A 15805-nucleotide genomic window follows, 5' to 3' on the forward strand; every position below is an offset into this window, starting at 1 on the left:
ACGTACCAGCCACAGAGTGTCTCGACGGCCGACGGTGTGGCCGTGAGCGCGACGAGTCCCGCAGGACCGGCAGCGGCTGTCGCCTCAGCTCTCGGTCGACCCGACGGCCTGCTCGCGCATCTCGCCGGTGAGGTGGAGGCCGTGGCTGTCGATGCGGCGGACGATGCGCTTGGCTTGGGTCGCGGAGACGTACTTGTCCTCGCTGGCGGCGCGGACCACGACGCCGAACGTGCCCGTGACCGTCGCGCCGAAACCCTCTGCCACCGTGCGGAGGCGGCGGTCGTCCGAGACCAGCCCCACGGCGGGGCCGTCGCGGCCGCCGTCGGTGGCATCCGTCGCGGCGAGGACGCCTTCGAGCAGGCGCGTGTCGCTGGTCGCCGCCGTCGTGTCCAACACGGCCATCGCGTCGTCGGTCCAGTCGGTGTCGACGGTCCGGGCCGCGCCGGTGTCATCGCAGAAGCGGTCGAGGTTGGTCTTCGCGGGTTCGGTCGTCACCTCCGTGCGAGCGGACTCGGGGACGACGGGGGTGCCGTCGAAGGCAGTCAGTAAGTCGAGTTCGCCGACGGACCCCAACGCGACGAGGACCGACGGGCCGACGTACACGTCCGTCATAGTTCGCTCGCGGCGTCGGCGTCGCGTTGCAGGTCGGCGGCGGTCAGTTGTGTCGTGAGGTTGCGCTCGCGGGCGACAGCCAGCCACTCCGCCACCGAGAGGCCGGCGATGCGGGCGGCCTCCGTGACGGCCACGTCACCCTGCTGGTACCGGCCCACGGCCTCGCGGGTGCGCAACTCCTCCAGTCCCTCCTCCAAGGCCTTCCTGATGGTCGTACTCCGGTCGTCGTCGAGCAACTCGGCCACCCGCTCCAGTTCCGACAGCTCCTCCTCCGAGAGCCGCGCACTTATCGTCGGCATGTATACGTACGATGACAGCGGATACAATCAAACTACCGGGGGCCGTGACCGGCGTCCCCGAGACGGCAACAGTTTAACCGAAGGGGAACCCGAGACGGAGGTATGACGGAAGTGGAGGCGTTCGTCCCGGGCCACATCACTGGCTTTTTCACCATCAATCGGGGCGACGACCCGACGAAGACGGGGTCACGGGGGGCGGGACTGACGCTGTCCGACGGCGTGACGGTCACGGTCCGACCGGCCGAGGAGACGACCGTTCGGCTCAACGACGTTCCCATCGAGATGGCGGCCGTCGAGACGGTGCTTGACACGTTGCAGGCGACGGCGCGCGTCGACGCCGAGACGCCCCTCCCCATCGGGTCGGGGTTCGGCGTCTCCGGCGGGATGGCTCTCGGGACGGCACTGGCGGCGAACGCGGCGTTCGACCGCCGCCTCTCCGAGAACGAACTCCTCACCATCGCCCACGGCGCGGAGGTACAGGCGGGGACGGGACTCGGGGACGTTGTGGCGCAGGCCCGCGGCGGCATCCCCATCCGACTGGAACCCGGTGGGCCACAGGACAACCTCCTCGACGGGATTCCGGCCCGGACGCGCGTGGAGTATCACACCCTGGGGGAACTCCCGACTGCGGACGTGTTGGAGGACGACCCGGACCTCCTCACGCAGGCGGGCAAGCGCGCCCTCTCGCGGGTGGTCGAGGAACCCACTCTCTCCTCGTTCATGCGTGCTTCCCGCCAGTTCGCCCGCGAGGCGGAACTGCTGACGACGGCGGTGCGGGACGTGATTCTCGACGTGAACGAAGCGGACGGGGACGCCGCGATGGCGATGCTCGGGGAGACTGTCTTCGCCCTCGACACGGGGCTCTCGGACGCGGGCTACGACCCGACGGTCTGCTGGGTCGACCACACTGGGGCGGCACTCACCGACTGACACGCCGCGCCGACCGGCCGATTTTTGCCCTGCCCGCCGTCCACTCGACATATGACAGATGTCGACGTACCCGAGAGCCACCCGCGCTACGAGTCGCTGTTGACCCGCCACCGTATCGAGGCGGGCGTCGAGAAGGGCATCACCTCGAAACAGGGCCTCATCGCACAGGGCCGCGGCGAGGCCTACGACTACCTGCTCGGCGAGCGCACGCTCGGGAGTGCCGACCAAGCCGAACGCGCCGCGGCCGCACACCTCCTGCTGGCCGACCACCCCGTGCTCTCGGTCAACGGGAACGTCGCCGCCCTCGTCCCCGGTGAGATGGTGGAACTGGCCGATGCGACGGGGGCGGACATCGAGGTGAACCTGTTCAACCGGACCCAGGAACGGATGGAGCGCATCGCCGACCACCTCCGCGAACACGGAGCCGAGGACGTGAAGGGGCTGACGGCGGACGGGCGCATCCCGGGTCTCGACCACGAGCGGGCGAAGGTGGACGCCGACGGCATCGGCGACGCCGACGTGGTGCTGGTCCCCTTGGAGGACGGCGACCGGGCCGAGGCACTTGCGGAGATGGGGAAAACCGAACTGGTCGTCGACCTGAATCCCCTTTCCCGCTCCGCACAGACCGCAACCGTCCCCATCGTGGACAACATCATCCGCGCCGTCCCGAACGTGACCGCCCACGCCCGCGACCTGCAGGACGCGAGCGAGGCCGACCTGCGGGATATCGTCGCGGCCTTCGACCGCGAGGCGGCCCTCGACGCCGCGGAGGACGCCATCCGGCGCGGCGACCTCGACTGACGGCACTCAGGCTACCGAGGTGAAAGCGACCAGAACACCTTTTACTACTCGGTAGTATCACTAGGTACTATGTCTGAATTCGACCAGTTCAGCGACGTTGGCGAAGCCGAAGTCACGCGTGCCATCGGGCAGGAGTGGACCGAAGAGTTCCTCGACTTCTCCGACAGCGAGGTCATCATCGTCGGCGGCGGCCCGTCGGGGCTGATGGCCGCGAAGGAACTCGGCGAGCGCGGTGTGAAGACGATGGTCGTCGAGAAGAACAACTACCTCGGCGGCGGGTTCTGGCTCGGCGGCTTCCTGATGAACAAGGTGACCGTCCGGGACCCGGCCCACACCGTTTTGGACGAACTCGACGTGGACTACAAGCCCTCCCAGGACACCGAGGGCCTCTACGTCGCCAACGGGCCGGAGGCCTGTTCCGGCCTCATCAAGGCCGCCTGTGACGCGGGTGCGAAGATGCAGAACATGACGGAGTTCACCGACATCGTCGTCCGCGAGGACCACCGAGTCGGCGGCATCGTGATGAACTGGACGCCAGTCCACGCGTTGCCCCGCGAGATAACCTGCGTCGACCCCATCGCCGTCGAGTCCGACCTCGTCATCGATGCGACGGGTCACGACGCCGTCGCCGTCTCGAAACTGCAGGAGCGAGGCGTGCTGGACGCGCCCGGCATCGAACACGCGAGCGAGCACAACACCGGGATGGACCAGACCGAGGACGGGGAGTACGGCGCGCCCGGCCACGACTCGCCCGGCCACGATTCGATGTGGGTCGGCGAGAGCGAGGATGCCGTCGTCGAACACACCGGCGTCGCCCACGACGGCCTCGTCGTCTCCGGGATGGCCACCGCGACCACCTACGGCCTCCCACGGATGGGGCCGACGTTCGGCGCGATGCTCCTGTCGGGCAAGCGCGCCGCACAGGCCGCCATCGAGGAACTCGGCGTCGACGCGGACCCCGTCGAGATGGACTCCCCGACACCGGCCGACGACTGAGCGGCCGAGTAGCCACGCGCCGTGTGGCCCGTGGAACTAAGCCGGGCCGATCCGTCCGGCCCAACAGATGAAACGACGTGTTGTCGTCGTCTGCGCGCTGTCTGTCGTCGCGCTCGCGGCCCTCTCGGGGACCGCCGTGGCGGCGACTGCCGAGGAGCGAGCGACGAACGTGTCGGTCGGGAACAGTACGGTCGACGCGGCGACGGAGACGCTCGAAATCACCCAAGAGCTACGGCTCACCCCACGACGGCCGGGCGAGATTACCGTCGCCCTCCAGTACGGGACGCCCGACAACCTCGTCGAGTTGGAGACGACGCTCCCGCCGGACGCGACGGTGACCGCGACGGACGGCTTCTCGCGCGGCGATGGGGGCTACGTCTGGGACGGCGAGACGGCGGACCCCTCGGTGACGTACCGCCTCCCGGCCAACCGGACGCGGGACCGCTCGGGGCCACGGTCCGACGGCGAGTACCTGTTCGCCGACACCGGGCCGTGGGCACTCGTCAAGATACCGCAGGTCGGTGCGAGTTGGACGTGGCGCGGCGGCGACCGCGTCACCGCGGCCCGGCAGACCACCGTTGCGGGCGAGGGCGTCGCTGGCGACCGGATGGCCTTCCTCGGCGCGCACACCGAGCGACGGCGGACCGCGAACGGGCAGACCTTCCGGTTGGTCGTCCCCGAGCACGCCAATCTCGCTTCTTCGCCCGGGGATATCTTCGACTCGGTGACCGACGCCAGCGAGCGACTCCGGGTCGGGACGCCCGACGACAGCGTGTTGATGATAGCGGCACCGACGACCGTCGAGTGGTCTGTCTTCGGCCTCCAGACCGGTGAGTCGGACTTCTGGGTCCGTGCCAGCGAGCGCGTCGATTCGGCGAACAACGTGTGGGTTCACGAACTCGTCCACACACGACAGGAGTACGAGCAGACGGCGGAGACTCAGTGGTTCACGGAGGCGAGTGCCTCCTACTACGCCGCACTGTTCACCCTCCAGCAGGGGCGCGTCGGGTTCGACGCGTTCAGCGACCGCCTCCGGGCGGGCGAACGCCAGTCCGTAATTCTCAGTGACCCCGCCACGTGGTCGAACGACGCGCCGTACCGGAAGGGCGCGCTCGTCGCGGGCGATATCGACCGCCGGGTCCGCCTCGCCTCCGACGGCGGGACGCTCCAGTCCGTCCTTCGGGCACTGAACGCGCGGGAGGACGGCGCGACGGCGGCCGAGTTCCGGAGGATAGTCGCACGGGTCTCCGACGAGTCCGTCGCGGCCGCCACGGACAGGTACACGACCACGACCGACTCCCCGTCGATGTGGTCGAGTCAGGCCCACGAGCGGGCCTTCGACACGGCCATCGCTCGTCTCATCCACGAGTTCCCACGGAACGGGTCGGGTCAGCGCGTCGACGGACTGTACCGGAACGGGACCGTCGGCGGTGACCCGGTTCGACTCGCCACCGGGGAGCGACTCACGCTCGACGCCACCGTCACGAACGACGGCACCGCAGCGGGCACGTACGACACCCGGCTTCTGGTCAGCGGCGTCAGCGTCGACCGCTACCGCGGGACCGTCGACCCCGGCGCGCAGACGACCGTCCCGGTGGCTCACACCTTCGGCTCCCCGGGGAACTACACCCTCTCGTTCGGTGGTGCCCGTCGGTCGGTGGTCGTCCGGGACCCCGTCGCCCCGACGGTCGTCGGCCTCGACGCCGCTCCGACCGACCCCACCGTCGGTGACACGCTCACCCTCACCGTCACGGTCCGCAACGGCGGCCCCACGATAGCCGTCGGGAACGTCACGCTCGGGCAGAACGGGACGGCCGTGGCGACGGAGCGCGTCGTCCTCGAACCCGGCGAACGCGGCCGTCTCACCTTCCAGCGGCCGGTTCGAGCGTCCGGCACGTACCGCTTTACCGTTGCGAACCAGACGACGAGCGTGACGGTGCGGGACGGCGGGGCGACCGACAGTTCCCTCCCGGTGGACGGCCCCGGGTTCGGTGCCGTGACCGCCGTCGTCGCGGTGCTGGTGACACTCCTCTCGGGTCGCCGCGTCCGAGGGAACTGAGACCGCCTCCGCTAGCCGGGGACCCGTCCGGAGAGCAAACCGAGGAACCCCCCCGCCAGCGTCTCGTACTCCCGGTCGACCGCACGGGCAGTCAGTGCCTCCCGGGCGGCCCGGACGCGCCGGTCGAGTGCCGCCGACGGCAACTCGCTGGGGACGGTCAGCCCCGGTGCGGAGAGCCAGACGAACGCCTCGAACGCCACCAGCACCGGGAGCGCGAGGGCGCGGTCGCTCCGCTGGAAGTTCAACAGCGCGACCCGACCACCGGGCGCGAGAGCGGTCCAGTCGGCGACGGCGGCCGCGGGGGTGTCGAGCATCCCGACGACGAAGGTGGCGATGACCGCGTCGACGCCGGCCACGGGCGGGCGCGTCGCGTCGGCCCGACAGACGTGGACGTTCTCCCACCCGGCCCGGGCGATTCGCTCACGGGCGCGGGCGAGCACGCCCGGCGTCACGTCGAGTGCGAGGACCGTCCCGTCGGAACCGACTTGCTCGCGGAGGTAGGGGAGGTTCGCACCCGTCCCACACCCCATCTCGACCACCGTGTCGCCGGGCGAGAGCGAGAGCGACGCGGCGGCGCGGCGACGCCACGCGGCGACACCCGGCGCGCTCGCGAGCAGGTCGTAGAGGCGCGCCCAGCGGCCGTAGAACGATTGGGTCGCCGCGAGGTCGCTCATCTGAGCGCGTCGCGGGCCATCCCGGCAACCGTCGGCGCGTCCGGGCCGAGGACGTACGCCACCGCCTCGATGCCGAAGCCGCCGGTCTGGTAGAGTACGTCCGCGTCTGGGTCGTCGGCCAGTGCCGCCGCGATGGCGGCGTCAGCGTCCGCTTCGGCGTCGAATTCGACGGTGCTGTAGCCCGCGTCCTCGAACCCGGCGACGATGTCGGGGCCGTAGGCGAGATTCAGCGTCGCCCGCGCGTCGCTCCCGTGTTCCCGTGCGGTCAGCAGAATGCCCGCGACGTGTTCGCTCATGCCGAACTCCGGTTCCGCCGGAATCTCGGGCCGCCCCTTCACGTCGATTATGCGGCCGGGGACGGCCACCACGTCCTCGATGCCGTCCGCGTCCGGCAGACACTCCACGAGATTCGTCCCGACGGCCGGAATCGCGCCCGCGAAGTCGGCGGCGTTCTCGACGACAGCGAGGCCACGCCGGACGGACGCGAGTACTTGCTCGGCCACCCGCACGTCGCTGTCGGCGTCGTGTACGTCGAAGGGGCCGTACTCGGCGAGGTCCGGGACTTCCGCTTGATGCATCTGTGCCAGCACGTCGCCCTGTTCGAGTTGCCGGATGACGATTTCCGCCTCGACGAGTGCCTGCACGGGCCGCATCGTCCCCTCGGTCAGCCCCTCTCCGAGACGGGCCACGAGGCCACGCACCCGGTCGTCTTCCAGCAGTCGCTCGTTGCGCGCCACGTCGCCGTGGACGTACTTCGAGACAGCACTCTGACTGATGCCGAGCAGGTCCGCCACCTCGCTCTGGGTGTGACCCCGCTCGCGCAACTCCTCCGCCAGTAACGACCGGAACGTGGGCAGGAACTCGTCGACGACTATCTCCTCGACGAACTTCATCCGTGATTCCCCCTCCCCATCGTCACGTCTGGTCACCTCCGAACTCGTCGTCCCCCTGAATGCGAGACGCCTGCGGCCCCTTCTGACCTTGGTACTTCGACCCGCGTTCCGCGCCGTAGGGCCGGTCGGCGGGCGTCTTCAGTTCGGTGAAGGTCAACTGCGAGATGCGCATGCCGGGCGTCAGGGCGACCGGAGCAGTCCCGAGGTTCGAGAGTTCGAGGGTAATCTGGCCCTGGTACCCGGGGTCTGCCAGACCGGCTGTCGCATGGACCACAATCGCAAGACGGCCGAGCGACGACCGCCCCTCGACGTGGGCGATGAGGTCCGGTGGAATCTCGACGCGCTCGACGGTCGTGCCGAGCACGAAGTCGCCGGGGTGCAGGATGAACTCGTCGCCCTCCTCGATGTACGTCTCCTCGACGTACTCGGCCACCTCTTGCTCGCTGTCGGGGTGGATACACGGGATGTTCGCGTGCTGGAACTCCAGGAACTCCCGACCCAGCCGCAGGTCCACGCTGGCCGGTTGGACCTGCAAGTCGGGGTCCGAGAGCGGCTCGATGGCGAGGTCACCCGCCGCGAGCCGGTCGAGGATGTCCGCGTCCGAGAGTATCATACCTCGACCACCGGGAGCCACCGACATAAAACTCGCCGAGTCGTTGCCGTCCGAGAGTCAGACCTATACCGGTCGGCGCGCTCTCGCCGGACATGAAACAGGCCATCGTCGCCCGCACCGACATCGGGATGGGGCAGGGAAAACTCGCCGCACAGGTCGCTCACGCCGCGCTCTCGGCCTTCGAGGACGCCGACGCGAAGACGCGCCGCGCGTGGAAGGGTGAGGGGCAGAAGAAAATCGTCCTAAAGGGTGAGAGCGAGGCCCAACTGTTCGAACTCGCGGACGCCGCCGAGCGCGAGGGTCTCCCGAACGCCGTCGTCCGCGACGCCGGACATACGCAACTCGACCCCGGGACCGTCACCGCGCTGGCGGTCGGACCCGGCGACGAGGACGCCGTCGACCGCGTGACGGGCGACCTCTCGCTGTTTTGACCTCGCAGGGAACGGGCGCGTAGTCCGAACTGAGTGTATGGGCCTCGCCGGGAGCCTGCACCGAAGTATATCCCGCTGGTCGTCGAATCGGCCCCCATGTTCCGCGACAGGCGTGACGCCGGCGAACGACTCGCAGACCGCCTCGTATCGACGGACGTGGCCGCGGACATCGTCCTCGCCATTCCGCGCGGCGGTCTCCCGCTCGGACGGCCAGTCGCCGACGCGCTGGACGCGCCGCTCGACGTCGTCGTGGCGCGCAAACTCGGCGCGCCGGACAACCCCGAGTACGCCGTCGGTGCCGTCGCCAGCGACGGGACGGTCTGGCTGAACGACGACGCCGTGGCCCGCACCGGTGTCGACGACGACTACCTCGAACGCGAACAGGCCGAACAAGCCGAGGCCGCCCGCGAGAAGGCCGAACGCTACCGGGACGGCCCGGCCCCGGACCTGACCGACGAGGTGGTCGTCGTCGTCGACGACGGGGTCGCAACGGGGTCGACCGCCTTCGCGTGCATCGAGCAAGTCCGCGCGGCCGGGGCCGACCGCATCGTCGTGGCAATCCCTGTCGGCCCGCCCGACACCGTCGCGGACCTCGAAACCGTGGCCGACGAGGTGGTTTGTCTGGAGACGCCGGCGAACTTCCGGGCCGTCGGGCAGTTCTACGAGCGGTTCGACCAGGTGAGCGACGACGAGGCGGTCCAGTACCTCGACAGCGGCGAGTAGGCCGGACCGACCGCCGTGCAGTTCCGTCGCCGATGTCCAACGATTTAACCCGCCGCCCCCAACGACGCGAGTATGACTGGACTCGCCCGCGGAGGCACCTGTTGATGCGCCCGGCACACCCCGTCGAACGGACCGTCGGCATGGCCCACTACGTCAGCGAGAGCGACGGTGTCGGCGGCCACCTCAGGGACCGGACCGAGGACTTCCGCGTCCGCGAACTGGAAGCGTTCGACCACGAACCCGTCGAGGCCGACCCGGGAGCGTACCCGCACGTCCTCCTCCGGGCGACGCTCCGTGGCTGGGACACCAACGACTTCGCGAGCGCGCTCTCCGACGCCCTCGGCGCGAGCCGTGAGCGCGTCTCGTGGGCCGGGACGAAGGACAAACACGCCGTCACGACGCAACTGTTCTCGATGAAGAATGCCGACCCCGAGGCCGTCGCCGCCGTCGACCTCTCGGACGCGGATGTCGAGGTGTTGGGCCGGACCGGTCGCCCCATCCTGTTCGGTGACCTCGCGGGCAACGCCTTCGAGGTGACCGTCCGGGACGCCGACGCGCCCGAACGCGCCGACGCCGTCACCGCAGACCTCCGCGCGTTCGCGGGCGGTGCCCCCGAGGACCCGGACGCCCCAGTCGGCGTCCCCAACTACTTCGGCCAACAGCGGTTCGGGAGCAAGCGGCCGGTCACCCACGAGGTCGGACTCTCGATTCTCCGCGGCGACTGGGAGGGGGCCGTCCTTGCCTACGTGGGTAACCCGTCGGAGCGGGAACCGGAGGCGACGCGGGACGCCCGCGAGTATGCCGCGGAGACCCGCGACTGGGCTGGCGCGCTCGACGAGTTCCCTCGACACCTCCGGTACGAGCGGTCGATGTGTCACGAACTGGCCGACAGGGGCGAGGGCCTCGGGGCCGCGGACTATCGCGCGGCACTGGAGACGGTTCCGACGAACCTCCAGCAGTTGTTCGTCAACGCCGCCCAGTCGTACGTGTTCAACCGGATTCTCTCGGCGCGACTGGCGCGTGGCCTCCCGTTCGACCGCCCGGTCGCCGGCGATGTAGTGTGTTTCGCCGACGCGGACGCGCCCGAGGGGCTGGCACTGCCGGACACCGACCGTACACAGCGCGTGGACGACGAGCGCGTGGATACCGTCTCCCGCCACTGTGAGCGCGGGCGGGCGTTCGTCACCGCGCCGCTGGTCGGGACGGAGACGGACCTCGACGGGGGCGAACCCGGCGAGATAGCGCGCGACGTGCTGACCGACGTGGGTATCGAACCCGCGGACTTCGACCTGCCGGGGGAGTTCCACTCGACGGGGACCCGCCGGGCGGTGCTGGTGCGGACGGACCTGACCGTCGAGCAGGACCCCCTCACGCTTTCGTTCTCGCTCCCGAAGGGGAGTTACGCTACCGTCGTCCTCCGGGAGTACCTGAAGGCCGACCCGGACGCCCTCTCCTGACGGCCCGAACCGTCTCGCTTATGCCGCCGAGTACCCCAACTGTCGGGTATGCAGTGTCGGCAGTGTGCGTCGTCGCTCGCCAGACCCGGCGACTACTGTCTGGTCTGTCGGACGGCCAACGCCGACACCGTGGTTCTCGAACTCGAACGGGACCGCGCGACGGTCACGGCGTTGCTGGACGAGGAGGTGGTCGGCGAGCGGACGGTGACGACGACGCCGGAGGAGGGCGGCGAGGCGGGCGTCGTCGAACTCCGCAACTTCGCCGGGCTAGTCGCCGACGAGGTGCGGCGCAAACGCCCAGAAGAGGTGTACGCGACGGGGAACCGCGAAGTCCTCCGCGCGGTCCGGGCGGCCCTCCACTACGAGTTCTACCGTGTCGAGGACGAGGACCCGGTTCGTGCCGCCGTCGAGCGCGGCGGGCACGCGGGACTGGAAGTCGTCGAGGCGTCGATGGCCGACATTCTCGGTGGCTCTCACACGACGCTCATCGGCGAGCGGGCGGGGAAACGCGCCGTCGAGACGGTCGCCGGCCACCCACACGTCAAGAAGGTGATTCCCGGCCCCATCGACGCCAGCGGGTCCGGGTCCCGCGGTGGCGTCCGGGCGAAGGCGACGCGGGCCGACGCCAACGGGAACGTCCGTCTCCTCATCCGGGACGGGTCGAGCGTGCAGGAGAACCGCGTCGTGACGACGGCGGGGGACCGCGAACTCGGCGAGCAGGTCCGGGCGGACCTCAACGAGGCACTCGCCGAGGCCGAGTTACAGGAGTGATGTGCGGTCCGGGGGACGTGGCCGGCCCCGTCGCGGGGCCGTCGCAACTCGCAGGGTTTATCAGCGAGGTCCGGTGATTGTACGGTACTATGGCCAAGGACGCACGTACTGGCAGTGCGGGTCGGTTCGGTGCTCGCTACGGGCGCGTCGCCCGCCGTCGAGTCGCAGAGATAGAGGGAGACATGCGCGAAGACCACGAGTGCCCCGACTGCGGGAACGACCGCGTCGAGCGACAGGGCACCGGCATCTGGGAGTGTGGCTACTGTGGCTACCGCTTCGCCGGTGGCACGTACAGTCCACAGACCCCCGGCGGCAAGACGGTCCAGCGGTCCATCCGCGCCGCGTTGGCAGAGGACGAGGAGTAACATGAGCTACAAGTGCTCCCGGTGCAAGCGGGATGTCGAACTCGACGACTACGGCGGCGTCCGCTGTCCGTACTGTGGGCACCGCGTCCTCCTGAAAGAGCGGAGCCGTGACGTGAAGGAAGTCCCCGTCGAGTGACCGCCGCCACACACGACGCCCTTCTGGAGTTCACCTACGACGACGCTGACAGCGCGCGCATCGTCGAGCGAAGCGTCACACAGGAGGTCGGTGAGATTTCCGGGGACCGCACCCGCGCCGCAGTCACCCGCGACGGGACGACGGTGACGGTGACCGTCACCGCGAGCGACCTCGTGGCACTCCGGGCGGGCGTCAACACGTGGACGACGCTCGTGGATGTCGCCGAGCGGACTGCCGGTGCCGTCCCGGCCTGAAACCTGTCAATAGCTGAACCGTCCGATACGCTTATCCGCCAGATTACCCCAGTTCGGGGTATGGTTTCGGGGGTCGTGCGAACGCGGAACTCGGACTGCCAGCGGAGGGTCTCGCGTGAGTGAGACGGACCAGCGGGACTGGTGGCTCACAGGTGCCGACCGTCCGGCGTCGTCCGAGATAGAGACAGTACCGGTGACGGTGTTGGACGCCATCACGGACCCGTTCTACGTGTACGACCGGTACGGGAACCTCGTCGAGTGGAACGACGCGTTCCGGGAGATGTCGGGCTACAGCGACGCGGAACTCGGCGATTTCGACCCGTTCCAACTGGTCGCACCCGCGGACCGTGACCGGGTTCGGTCGGGACTTGCGCGGGTCGCCGCCGGGGAGGAAATCACGCTCGATGTCACGTTCGAGGCGAAAGACGGTGAGCGGAAACCACACGAGGTGACGGCGTCGCCGTTCCGGGACGACGACGGGAACGTGGTCGGTCTGGTCGGGACCGCCCGGTGTATCGCCGAACGCAAGGAACGCGAAGAGCAACTCAGACAGTACGAGCGAATCATCGAGACGGTCGGTGACGGTGTCTACCTGCTGAACGCCGACCGGGAGTTCGTCCGCGTCAATCAGGCTCTGGCCGACATGCTCGGCTACACCCCCGACGAACTCGTCGGGACGCACATCACAGATGTCCTGACCGAGGCGGCACTCGAAACCGCCGAGCGGTACCGGCGACTCGCCGCCGAGAGCGACCGGCCGGTCGTCACCTTCGAGAACGAACTCGTGCGGGCGGACGGGGAGACGGTCCCCGTCGAGACGCGCTTCTCCAGACTGCCCGAGAGCGACGAACACGTCACGCTAGGATTGGTTCGGGACATCCGTGACCGCCGCGAGCGCGGCCAGTTGCTCGAACAACTCCACGAGGGGACGAGAGAACTCATGACCGCCGAAACGGTGGCCGAGGTGGCGGAGACGACTGCCGAACTCGCACAGCGTCACTTCGAGTACGCCACGACGGAGGTCCGCCTTCTGCGCGACGACCGCCTCGAAATGGTCGCCGTCGAAACCGACAGGCCGGAGCTCCGCGAGCGGAAACCGCCGTACGAGGTCGGTGAGGGATTCGTCGGACGGGCGTACGAACAAGGTGAGCCAACCGTCGTCTCGGACCTCCCGACGGCCGACTCGCCGCACGACTACGACCCGATGCGGAGCGCGATGGTCCTGCCCGTCGAGGGGTGGGGGACCATCGCCATCGCCGCCGGGGAACGGGATGCGTTCGACGACAGGGACCTCGAAATCGGCCAAGTGTTCGCCGCCGACGCACGGTTGGCCTTCGAGTTGGCCGCCCGCGAGCAGGAGGTCCGCGAGCAGAACCGCGAACTCGAACAGTACGGCACGCTGGTCGAGACGATGAGCGACGGCGTGTACATGACCGACGAGGACCTGCGGCTGACGGCTGTCAACGGTGCGATGGCCGAGATGCTCGGGGCCGACCGGGATTTTCTCCGTGGGAAACGAATCAGCGATGTGACCGACGCGGAGACTGCCGCCGAGATAGAGCGGCTGTATCAACGGCTCCGTGCGTCGGACGCGGATGTCGTTTCTCACGAGACCGTTGCGACGGGTACCGAGGGTGAAACTGCCCCCGTGGAGATTCGCTTCTCGCTGCTTCCCGGTGACGGGCCACCGGGGCTGGTCGGTGTCGTCCGGGACGTGACGGAGCGCGTGGAACACGAGCAGGAAATCCGCGAGACAAAGGAGCGTCTCCAGATGGCACTGGAGAGCGCGGACCTCGGCGTCTGGGACTGGCACCTCGACGCCGACGAGGTGACGTTCGACGACCGGTGGGCCGAGATGCTGGGGTACTCGCTCGAACAACTCGAAGAATCGTACGAAACGTGGGCCGAACACGCCCATCCCGACGACATCTCGGTGGCCGAAAGCGAACTCGCCCGCCACTTGGCCGGTGAGTCCGACTACTACCGGGCCGAGTACCGGATGCAGACGAAAGACGGGGAGTGGCGGTGGATACGTGACCTTGGCCGTGTGGTCGAACGGGACGAGAACGGCCACGCGGTGCGGGCCGTCGGCGTCCACTGGGACGTGACCGAGCGTGTGGAGCGCGAACGGGAGTTGCGGGAGACCAAAGACCGCCTCGAACTGGCTTTCGAGGGGGCCGAACTCGGTCTGTGGGACTGGCACATTCCGTCCGAGGAAATCACCATCAACGACCGATGGGCCGAGATGCACGGCTACGCTCCCGAGGACATCGCCGACCCGTACGAGACGTGGACCGACCACGTCCACCCCGAGGACCTCCCGGCCGCCAAAGCGGCGGTGCGACAGAACATCATCGGGGAATCGGAGTACTACCAGATGGAGTACCGGATGGTGACGAACGACGGGGAGAAACGCTGGATGCGCGACCACGGCCGCGTAGTCGAACGGGACGAGGACGGCCACGCGGTGCGCGCAATCGGCGTCCACTGGGACGTGACCGAGCGCAAGGAACGCGAGGAGCGGGTTCGCCGCCAGCGCGACGAACTGGAGACGCTGGACCGCATCAACGAACTCGTCCAGGAGACCATCGGCGCGCTGGCCTCGGCCGTCTCGCGCGAGCAGATAGAGGAGACGGTGTGTACCCGACTCGGCAGTTCCTCGCTGTACAAGATGGTGGCCATCGGTGGCCGAAGTCCCGGCAGCGACACCGTGAACCCGCGTGCGACGGCCGGCGAGGGCACGTCGTACTTCGACGACGTGTCGGTACCGACAGACACGGACAGTCTCGGTTCCGGGCCGGCGGCACGCGCCATCGAGACGGGCGAGGTGACGGTAATACACGATATCGAATCGGACCCGCTTTTCGAAGCGTTCCGTGAGGCGGCACTCGCCCGGGACTTCCGGTCTGTCGCGGTGGTACCGCTGACTCACGGCACGGTGGTCCACGGCGTACTCGCCGTCTACGCGGACCGGATGGACGCGTTCAGCGAGCGCGAGATACAGGCGTTCGCAGTCCTCGGGGAGATGGTCGGGTTCGCAATCAGTGCCACGCAGGACCGCCGACTCATCGAAGCCGATACCGCTCTGGAACTCGCCTTCCGTGTGACCGACGACACCTCGCTCCTCGCCCGTCTCTCGAACCACGTCGGCGCGCCGTGTGACCTGCTCGGGTCCGCGAAGGCCACGGAAGGCGAGACACTCCACTACGTCGCGGTGCCCGCGGCGGCCGCGGACGCAGTCACGGACGCCGTTCCCGACGCCGAGGTTCGTCGCGTTCGGACGGACGACGCGGAAGCAGTCTTCGAGATACGCCACGCAGAGTCGCTCTCGTCGCTGTTGCGTGCGGCCGGCGTCAGGCCGGTCGAAGGCACGGCCGAACACAGCACGGTCGACATCGTCGCGGAGGCACCGCAGGACGTGGATGTCCGGGCTGTCATCGACCGCCTCGAATCCACCTACGACACCGTCTCGCTGCTCTCGAAACAGGAGGGCGACCACAGACAGCAACCGCGCAAGGCGGCGTGCGAGGATGTCCTCGACCAACTCACCGACCGACAGCACGCGGCACTCGCCGCCGCCTACTTCGGCGGGTACTACGACTGGCCGCGGGACAGCACTGCCGAGGAAATCGCCGACTCGCTGGGTGTCACCCCGCCGACGTTCCACCAGCACCTCCGCTGTGCCCAGGAGAAGGCGGTCCGGACTCTTCTCGGCGACTGACTCGCCCCGTCCCTAAGTGATTAGGTACACCCCTCTTTGTGCTACACGAGAGAGTACCCACAGAGTCAGA

17 protein-coding genes are annotated in these 15805 nt (G+C 68.8%); 12 read left to right on the forward strand and 5 right to left on the reverse strand.

Annotated features, from left to right (window positions below):
* Window positions 1-84: 84 nt before the first annotated feature.
* Both MUG95_RS11330 and MUG95_RS11335 read right to left on the reverse strand, forming a co-directional pair.
* Window positions 85-612 (reverse strand): PIN domain-containing protein, encoded by a 528-nt coding sequence (locus tag MUG95_RS11330; protein ID WP_247007382.1) that lies wholly within the window; start codon window positions 610-612, stop codon window positions 85-87.
* A complete protein-coding gene (locus tag MUG95_RS11335) occupies window positions 609-911 on the reverse strand; it encodes a UPF0175 family protein (RefSeq protein WP_247007384.1) in 303 nt (100 codons plus the stop codon). Before MUG95_RS11335 ends, MUG95_RS11330 begins: the two co-directional genes overlap by 4 nt.
* 102 nt (window positions 912-1013) lie before the next feature.
* Here MUG95_RS11335 and MUG95_RS11340 point away from each other — a divergent pair, with 102 nt between their 5' ends.
* The 4 genes from MUG95_RS11340 to MUG95_RS11355 all read left to right on the forward strand — a co-directional run bounded on the left by MUG95_RS11340 (window position 1014) and on the right by MUG95_RS11355 (window position 5697).
* Window positions 1014-1841 (forward strand): pantoate kinase, encoded by an 828-nt coding sequence (locus MUG95_RS11340; protein ID WP_247007386.1) that lies wholly within the window; start codon window positions 1014-1016, stop codon window positions 1839-1841.
* A gap of 51 nt (window positions 1842-1892) precedes the next feature.
* A complete protein-coding gene (locus tag MUG95_RS11345; RefSeq protein WP_247007389.1) occupies window positions 1893-2642 on the forward strand; it encodes a 4-phosphopantoate--beta-alanine ligase in 750 nt (249 codons plus the stop codon).
* 69 nt (window positions 2643-2711) lie between these two features.
* Window positions 2712-3638 (forward strand): sulfide-dependent adenosine diphosphate thiazole synthase, encoded by a 927-nt coding sequence (locus MUG95_RS11350; RefSeq protein WP_247007397.1) that lies wholly within the window; start codon window positions 2712-2714, stop codon window positions 3636-3638.
* A gap of 67 nt (window positions 3639-3705) precedes the next feature.
* Window positions 3706-5697 (forward strand): CARDB domain-containing protein, encoded by a 1992-nt coding sequence (locus MUG95_RS11355; RefSeq protein ID WP_247007399.1) that lies wholly within the window; start codon window positions 3706-3708, stop codon window positions 5695-5697.
* Between the two features lie 11 nt (window positions 5698-5708).
* On the opposite strand, the gene MUG95_RS11360 is transcribed toward MUG95_RS11355, so the two are convergent.
* From MUG95_RS11360 to dcd, 3 genes are read right to left on the reverse strand one after another with little or no spacing between them, the layout of a single operon-like run.
* Complete coding sequence (locus MUG95_RS11360) at window positions 5709-6371, reverse strand: class I SAM-dependent methyltransferase (protein ID WP_247007401.1); 663 nt, start codon at window positions 6369-6371, stop codon at window positions 5709-5711.
* Window positions 6368-7264 carry a thiamine-phosphate synthase family protein gene (locus tag MUG95_RS11365; protein WP_247010483.1) on the reverse strand — a complete coding sequence of 299 codons (897 nt, stop codon included), beginning with the start codon at window positions 7262-7264 and terminating at the stop codon, window positions 6368-6370. The genes MUG95_RS11360 and MUG95_RS11365 overlap by 4 nt, the downstream gene beginning before the upstream one ends.
* A gap of 22 nt (window positions 7265-7286) precedes the next feature.
* A complete protein-coding gene (gene dcd, locus MUG95_RS11370) occupies window positions 7287-7877 on the reverse strand; it encodes a dCTP deaminase (RefSeq protein WP_247007409.1) in 591 nt (196 codons plus the stop codon).
* Window positions 7878-7969: 92 nt separating this feature from the next.
* On the opposite strand from dcd, the gene pth2 reads away from it, so the two are divergent.
* From pth2 to MUG95_RS11410, 8 genes are all read left to right on the forward strand, one after another.
* Entirely contained in the window at window positions 7970-8308 is a 339-nt protein-coding gene (pth2, locus tag MUG95_RS11375) for a peptidyl-tRNA hydrolase Pth2 (RefSeq protein WP_247007417.1), read from the forward strand.
* A gap of 96 nt (window positions 8309-8404) precedes the next feature.
* On the forward strand, window positions 8405-9031 hold the full coding sequence (locus MUG95_RS11380) for a phosphoribosyltransferase (RefSeq protein ID WP_247007419.1): 627 nt from the start codon (window positions 8405-8407) through the stop codon (window positions 9029-9031).
* Between the two features lie 104 nt (window positions 9032-9135).
* Complete coding sequence (gene truD, locus MUG95_RS11385; protein WP_247007422.1) at window positions 9136-10488, forward strand: tRNA pseudouridine(13) synthase TruD; 1353 nt, start codon at window positions 9136-9138, stop codon at window positions 10486-10488.
* A gap of 48 nt (window positions 10489-10536) precedes the next feature.
* Entirely contained in the window at window positions 10537-11259 is a 723-nt protein-coding gene (locus MUG95_RS11390) for a DUF2103 domain-containing protein (protein ID WP_247007424.1), read from the forward strand.
* Window positions 11260-11348: 89 nt separating this feature from the next.
* Window positions 11349-11624 (forward strand): 50S ribosomal protein L37ae, encoded by a 276-nt coding sequence (locus tag MUG95_RS11395; RefSeq protein WP_247007436.1) that lies wholly within the window; start codon window positions 11349-11351, stop codon window positions 11622-11624.
* 1 nt (window position 11625) lies between these two features.
* The gene (locus MUG95_RS11400) at window positions 11626-11760 is read left to right on the forward strand and encodes a DNA-directed RNA polymerase subunit P (RefSeq protein ID WP_247007438.1); all 135 of its coding nucleotides are present in this window, start codon (window positions 11626-11628) and stop codon (window positions 11758-11760) included.
* The gene (locus MUG95_RS11405; protein WP_247007446.1) at window positions 11757-12014 is read left to right on the forward strand and encodes a KEOPS complex subunit Pcc1; all 258 of its coding nucleotides are present in this window, start codon (window positions 11757-11759) and stop codon (window positions 12012-12014) included. Before MUG95_RS11400 ends, MUG95_RS11405 begins: the two co-directional genes overlap by 4 nt.
* A gap of 115 nt (window positions 12015-12129) precedes the next feature.
* The gene (locus tag MUG95_RS11410; RefSeq protein ID WP_247007447.1) at window positions 12130-15735 is read left to right on the forward strand and encodes a PAS domain S-box protein; all 3606 of its coding nucleotides are present in this window, start codon (window positions 12130-12132) and stop codon (window positions 15733-15735) included.
* Window positions 15736-15805 lie beyond the last annotated feature (70 nt).

Source organism: Halorientalis litorea (genome assembly GCF_023028225.1).
Taxonomy (GTDB): domain Archaea; phylum Halobacteriota; class Halobacteria; order Halobacteriales; family Haloarculaceae; genus Halorientalis; species Halorientalis litorea.

Excerpts from the sequence above, each read along its gene's own strand:
- MUG95_RS11330 (WP_247007382.1), bottom strand. The coding sequence starts at position 612 with ATGACGGACGTGTACGTCGGCCCGTCGGTCCTCGTCGCGTTGGGGTCC.
- MUG95_RS11335 (WP_247007384.1), bottom strand. The coding sequence starts at position 911 with ATGCCGACGATAAGTGCGCGGCTCTCGGAGGAGGAGCTGTCGGAACTG.
- MUG95_RS11340 (WP_247007386.1), top strand. The coding sequence starts at position 1,014 with ATGACGGAAGTGGAGGCGTTCGTCCCGGGCCACATCACTGGCTTTTTC.
- MUG95_RS11345 (WP_247007389.1), top strand. The coding sequence starts at position 1,893 with ATGACAGATGTCGACGTACCCGAGAGCCACCCGCGCTACGAGTCGCTG.
- MUG95_RS11350 (WP_247007397.1), top strand. The coding sequence starts at position 2,712 with ATGTCTGAATTCGACCAGTTCAGCGACGTTGGCGAAGCCGAAGTCACG.
- MUG95_RS11355 (WP_247007399.1), top strand. The coding sequence starts at position 3,706 with ATGAAACGACGTGTTGTCGTCGTCTGCGCGCTGTCTGTCGTCGCGCTC.
- MUG95_RS11360 (WP_247007401.1), bottom strand. The coding sequence starts at position 6,371 with ATGAGCGACCTCGCGGCGACCCAATCGTTCTACGGCCGCTGGGCGCGC.
- MUG95_RS11365 (WP_247010483.1), bottom strand. The coding sequence starts at position 7,264 with ATGAAGTTCGTCGAGGAGATAGTCGTCGACGAGTTCCTGCCCACGTTC.
- dcd (WP_247007409.1), bottom strand. The coding sequence starts at position 7,877 with ATGATACTCTCGGACGCGGACATCCTCGACCGGCTCGCGGCGGGTGAC.
- pth2 (WP_247007417.1), top strand. The coding sequence starts at position 7,970 with ATGAAACAGGCCATCGTCGCCCGCACCGACATCGGGATGGGGCAGGGA.
- MUG95_RS11380 (WP_247007419.1), top strand. The coding sequence starts at position 8,405 with ATGTTCCGCGACAGGCGTGACGCCGGCGAACGACTCGCAGACCGCCTC.
- truD (WP_247007422.1), top strand. The coding sequence starts at position 9,136 with ATGCGCCCGGCACACCCCGTCGAACGGACCGTCGGCATGGCCCACTAC.
- MUG95_RS11390 (WP_247007424.1), top strand. The coding sequence starts at position 10,537 with ATGCAGTGTCGGCAGTGTGCGTCGTCGCTCGCCAGACCCGGCGACTAC.
- MUG95_RS11395 (WP_247007436.1), top strand. The coding sequence starts at position 11,349 with ATGGCCAAGGACGCACGTACTGGCAGTGCGGGTCGGTTCGGTGCTCGC.
- MUG95_RS11400 (WP_247007438.1), top strand. The coding sequence starts at position 11,626 with ATGAGCTACAAGTGCTCCCGGTGCAAGCGGGATGTCGAACTCGACGAC.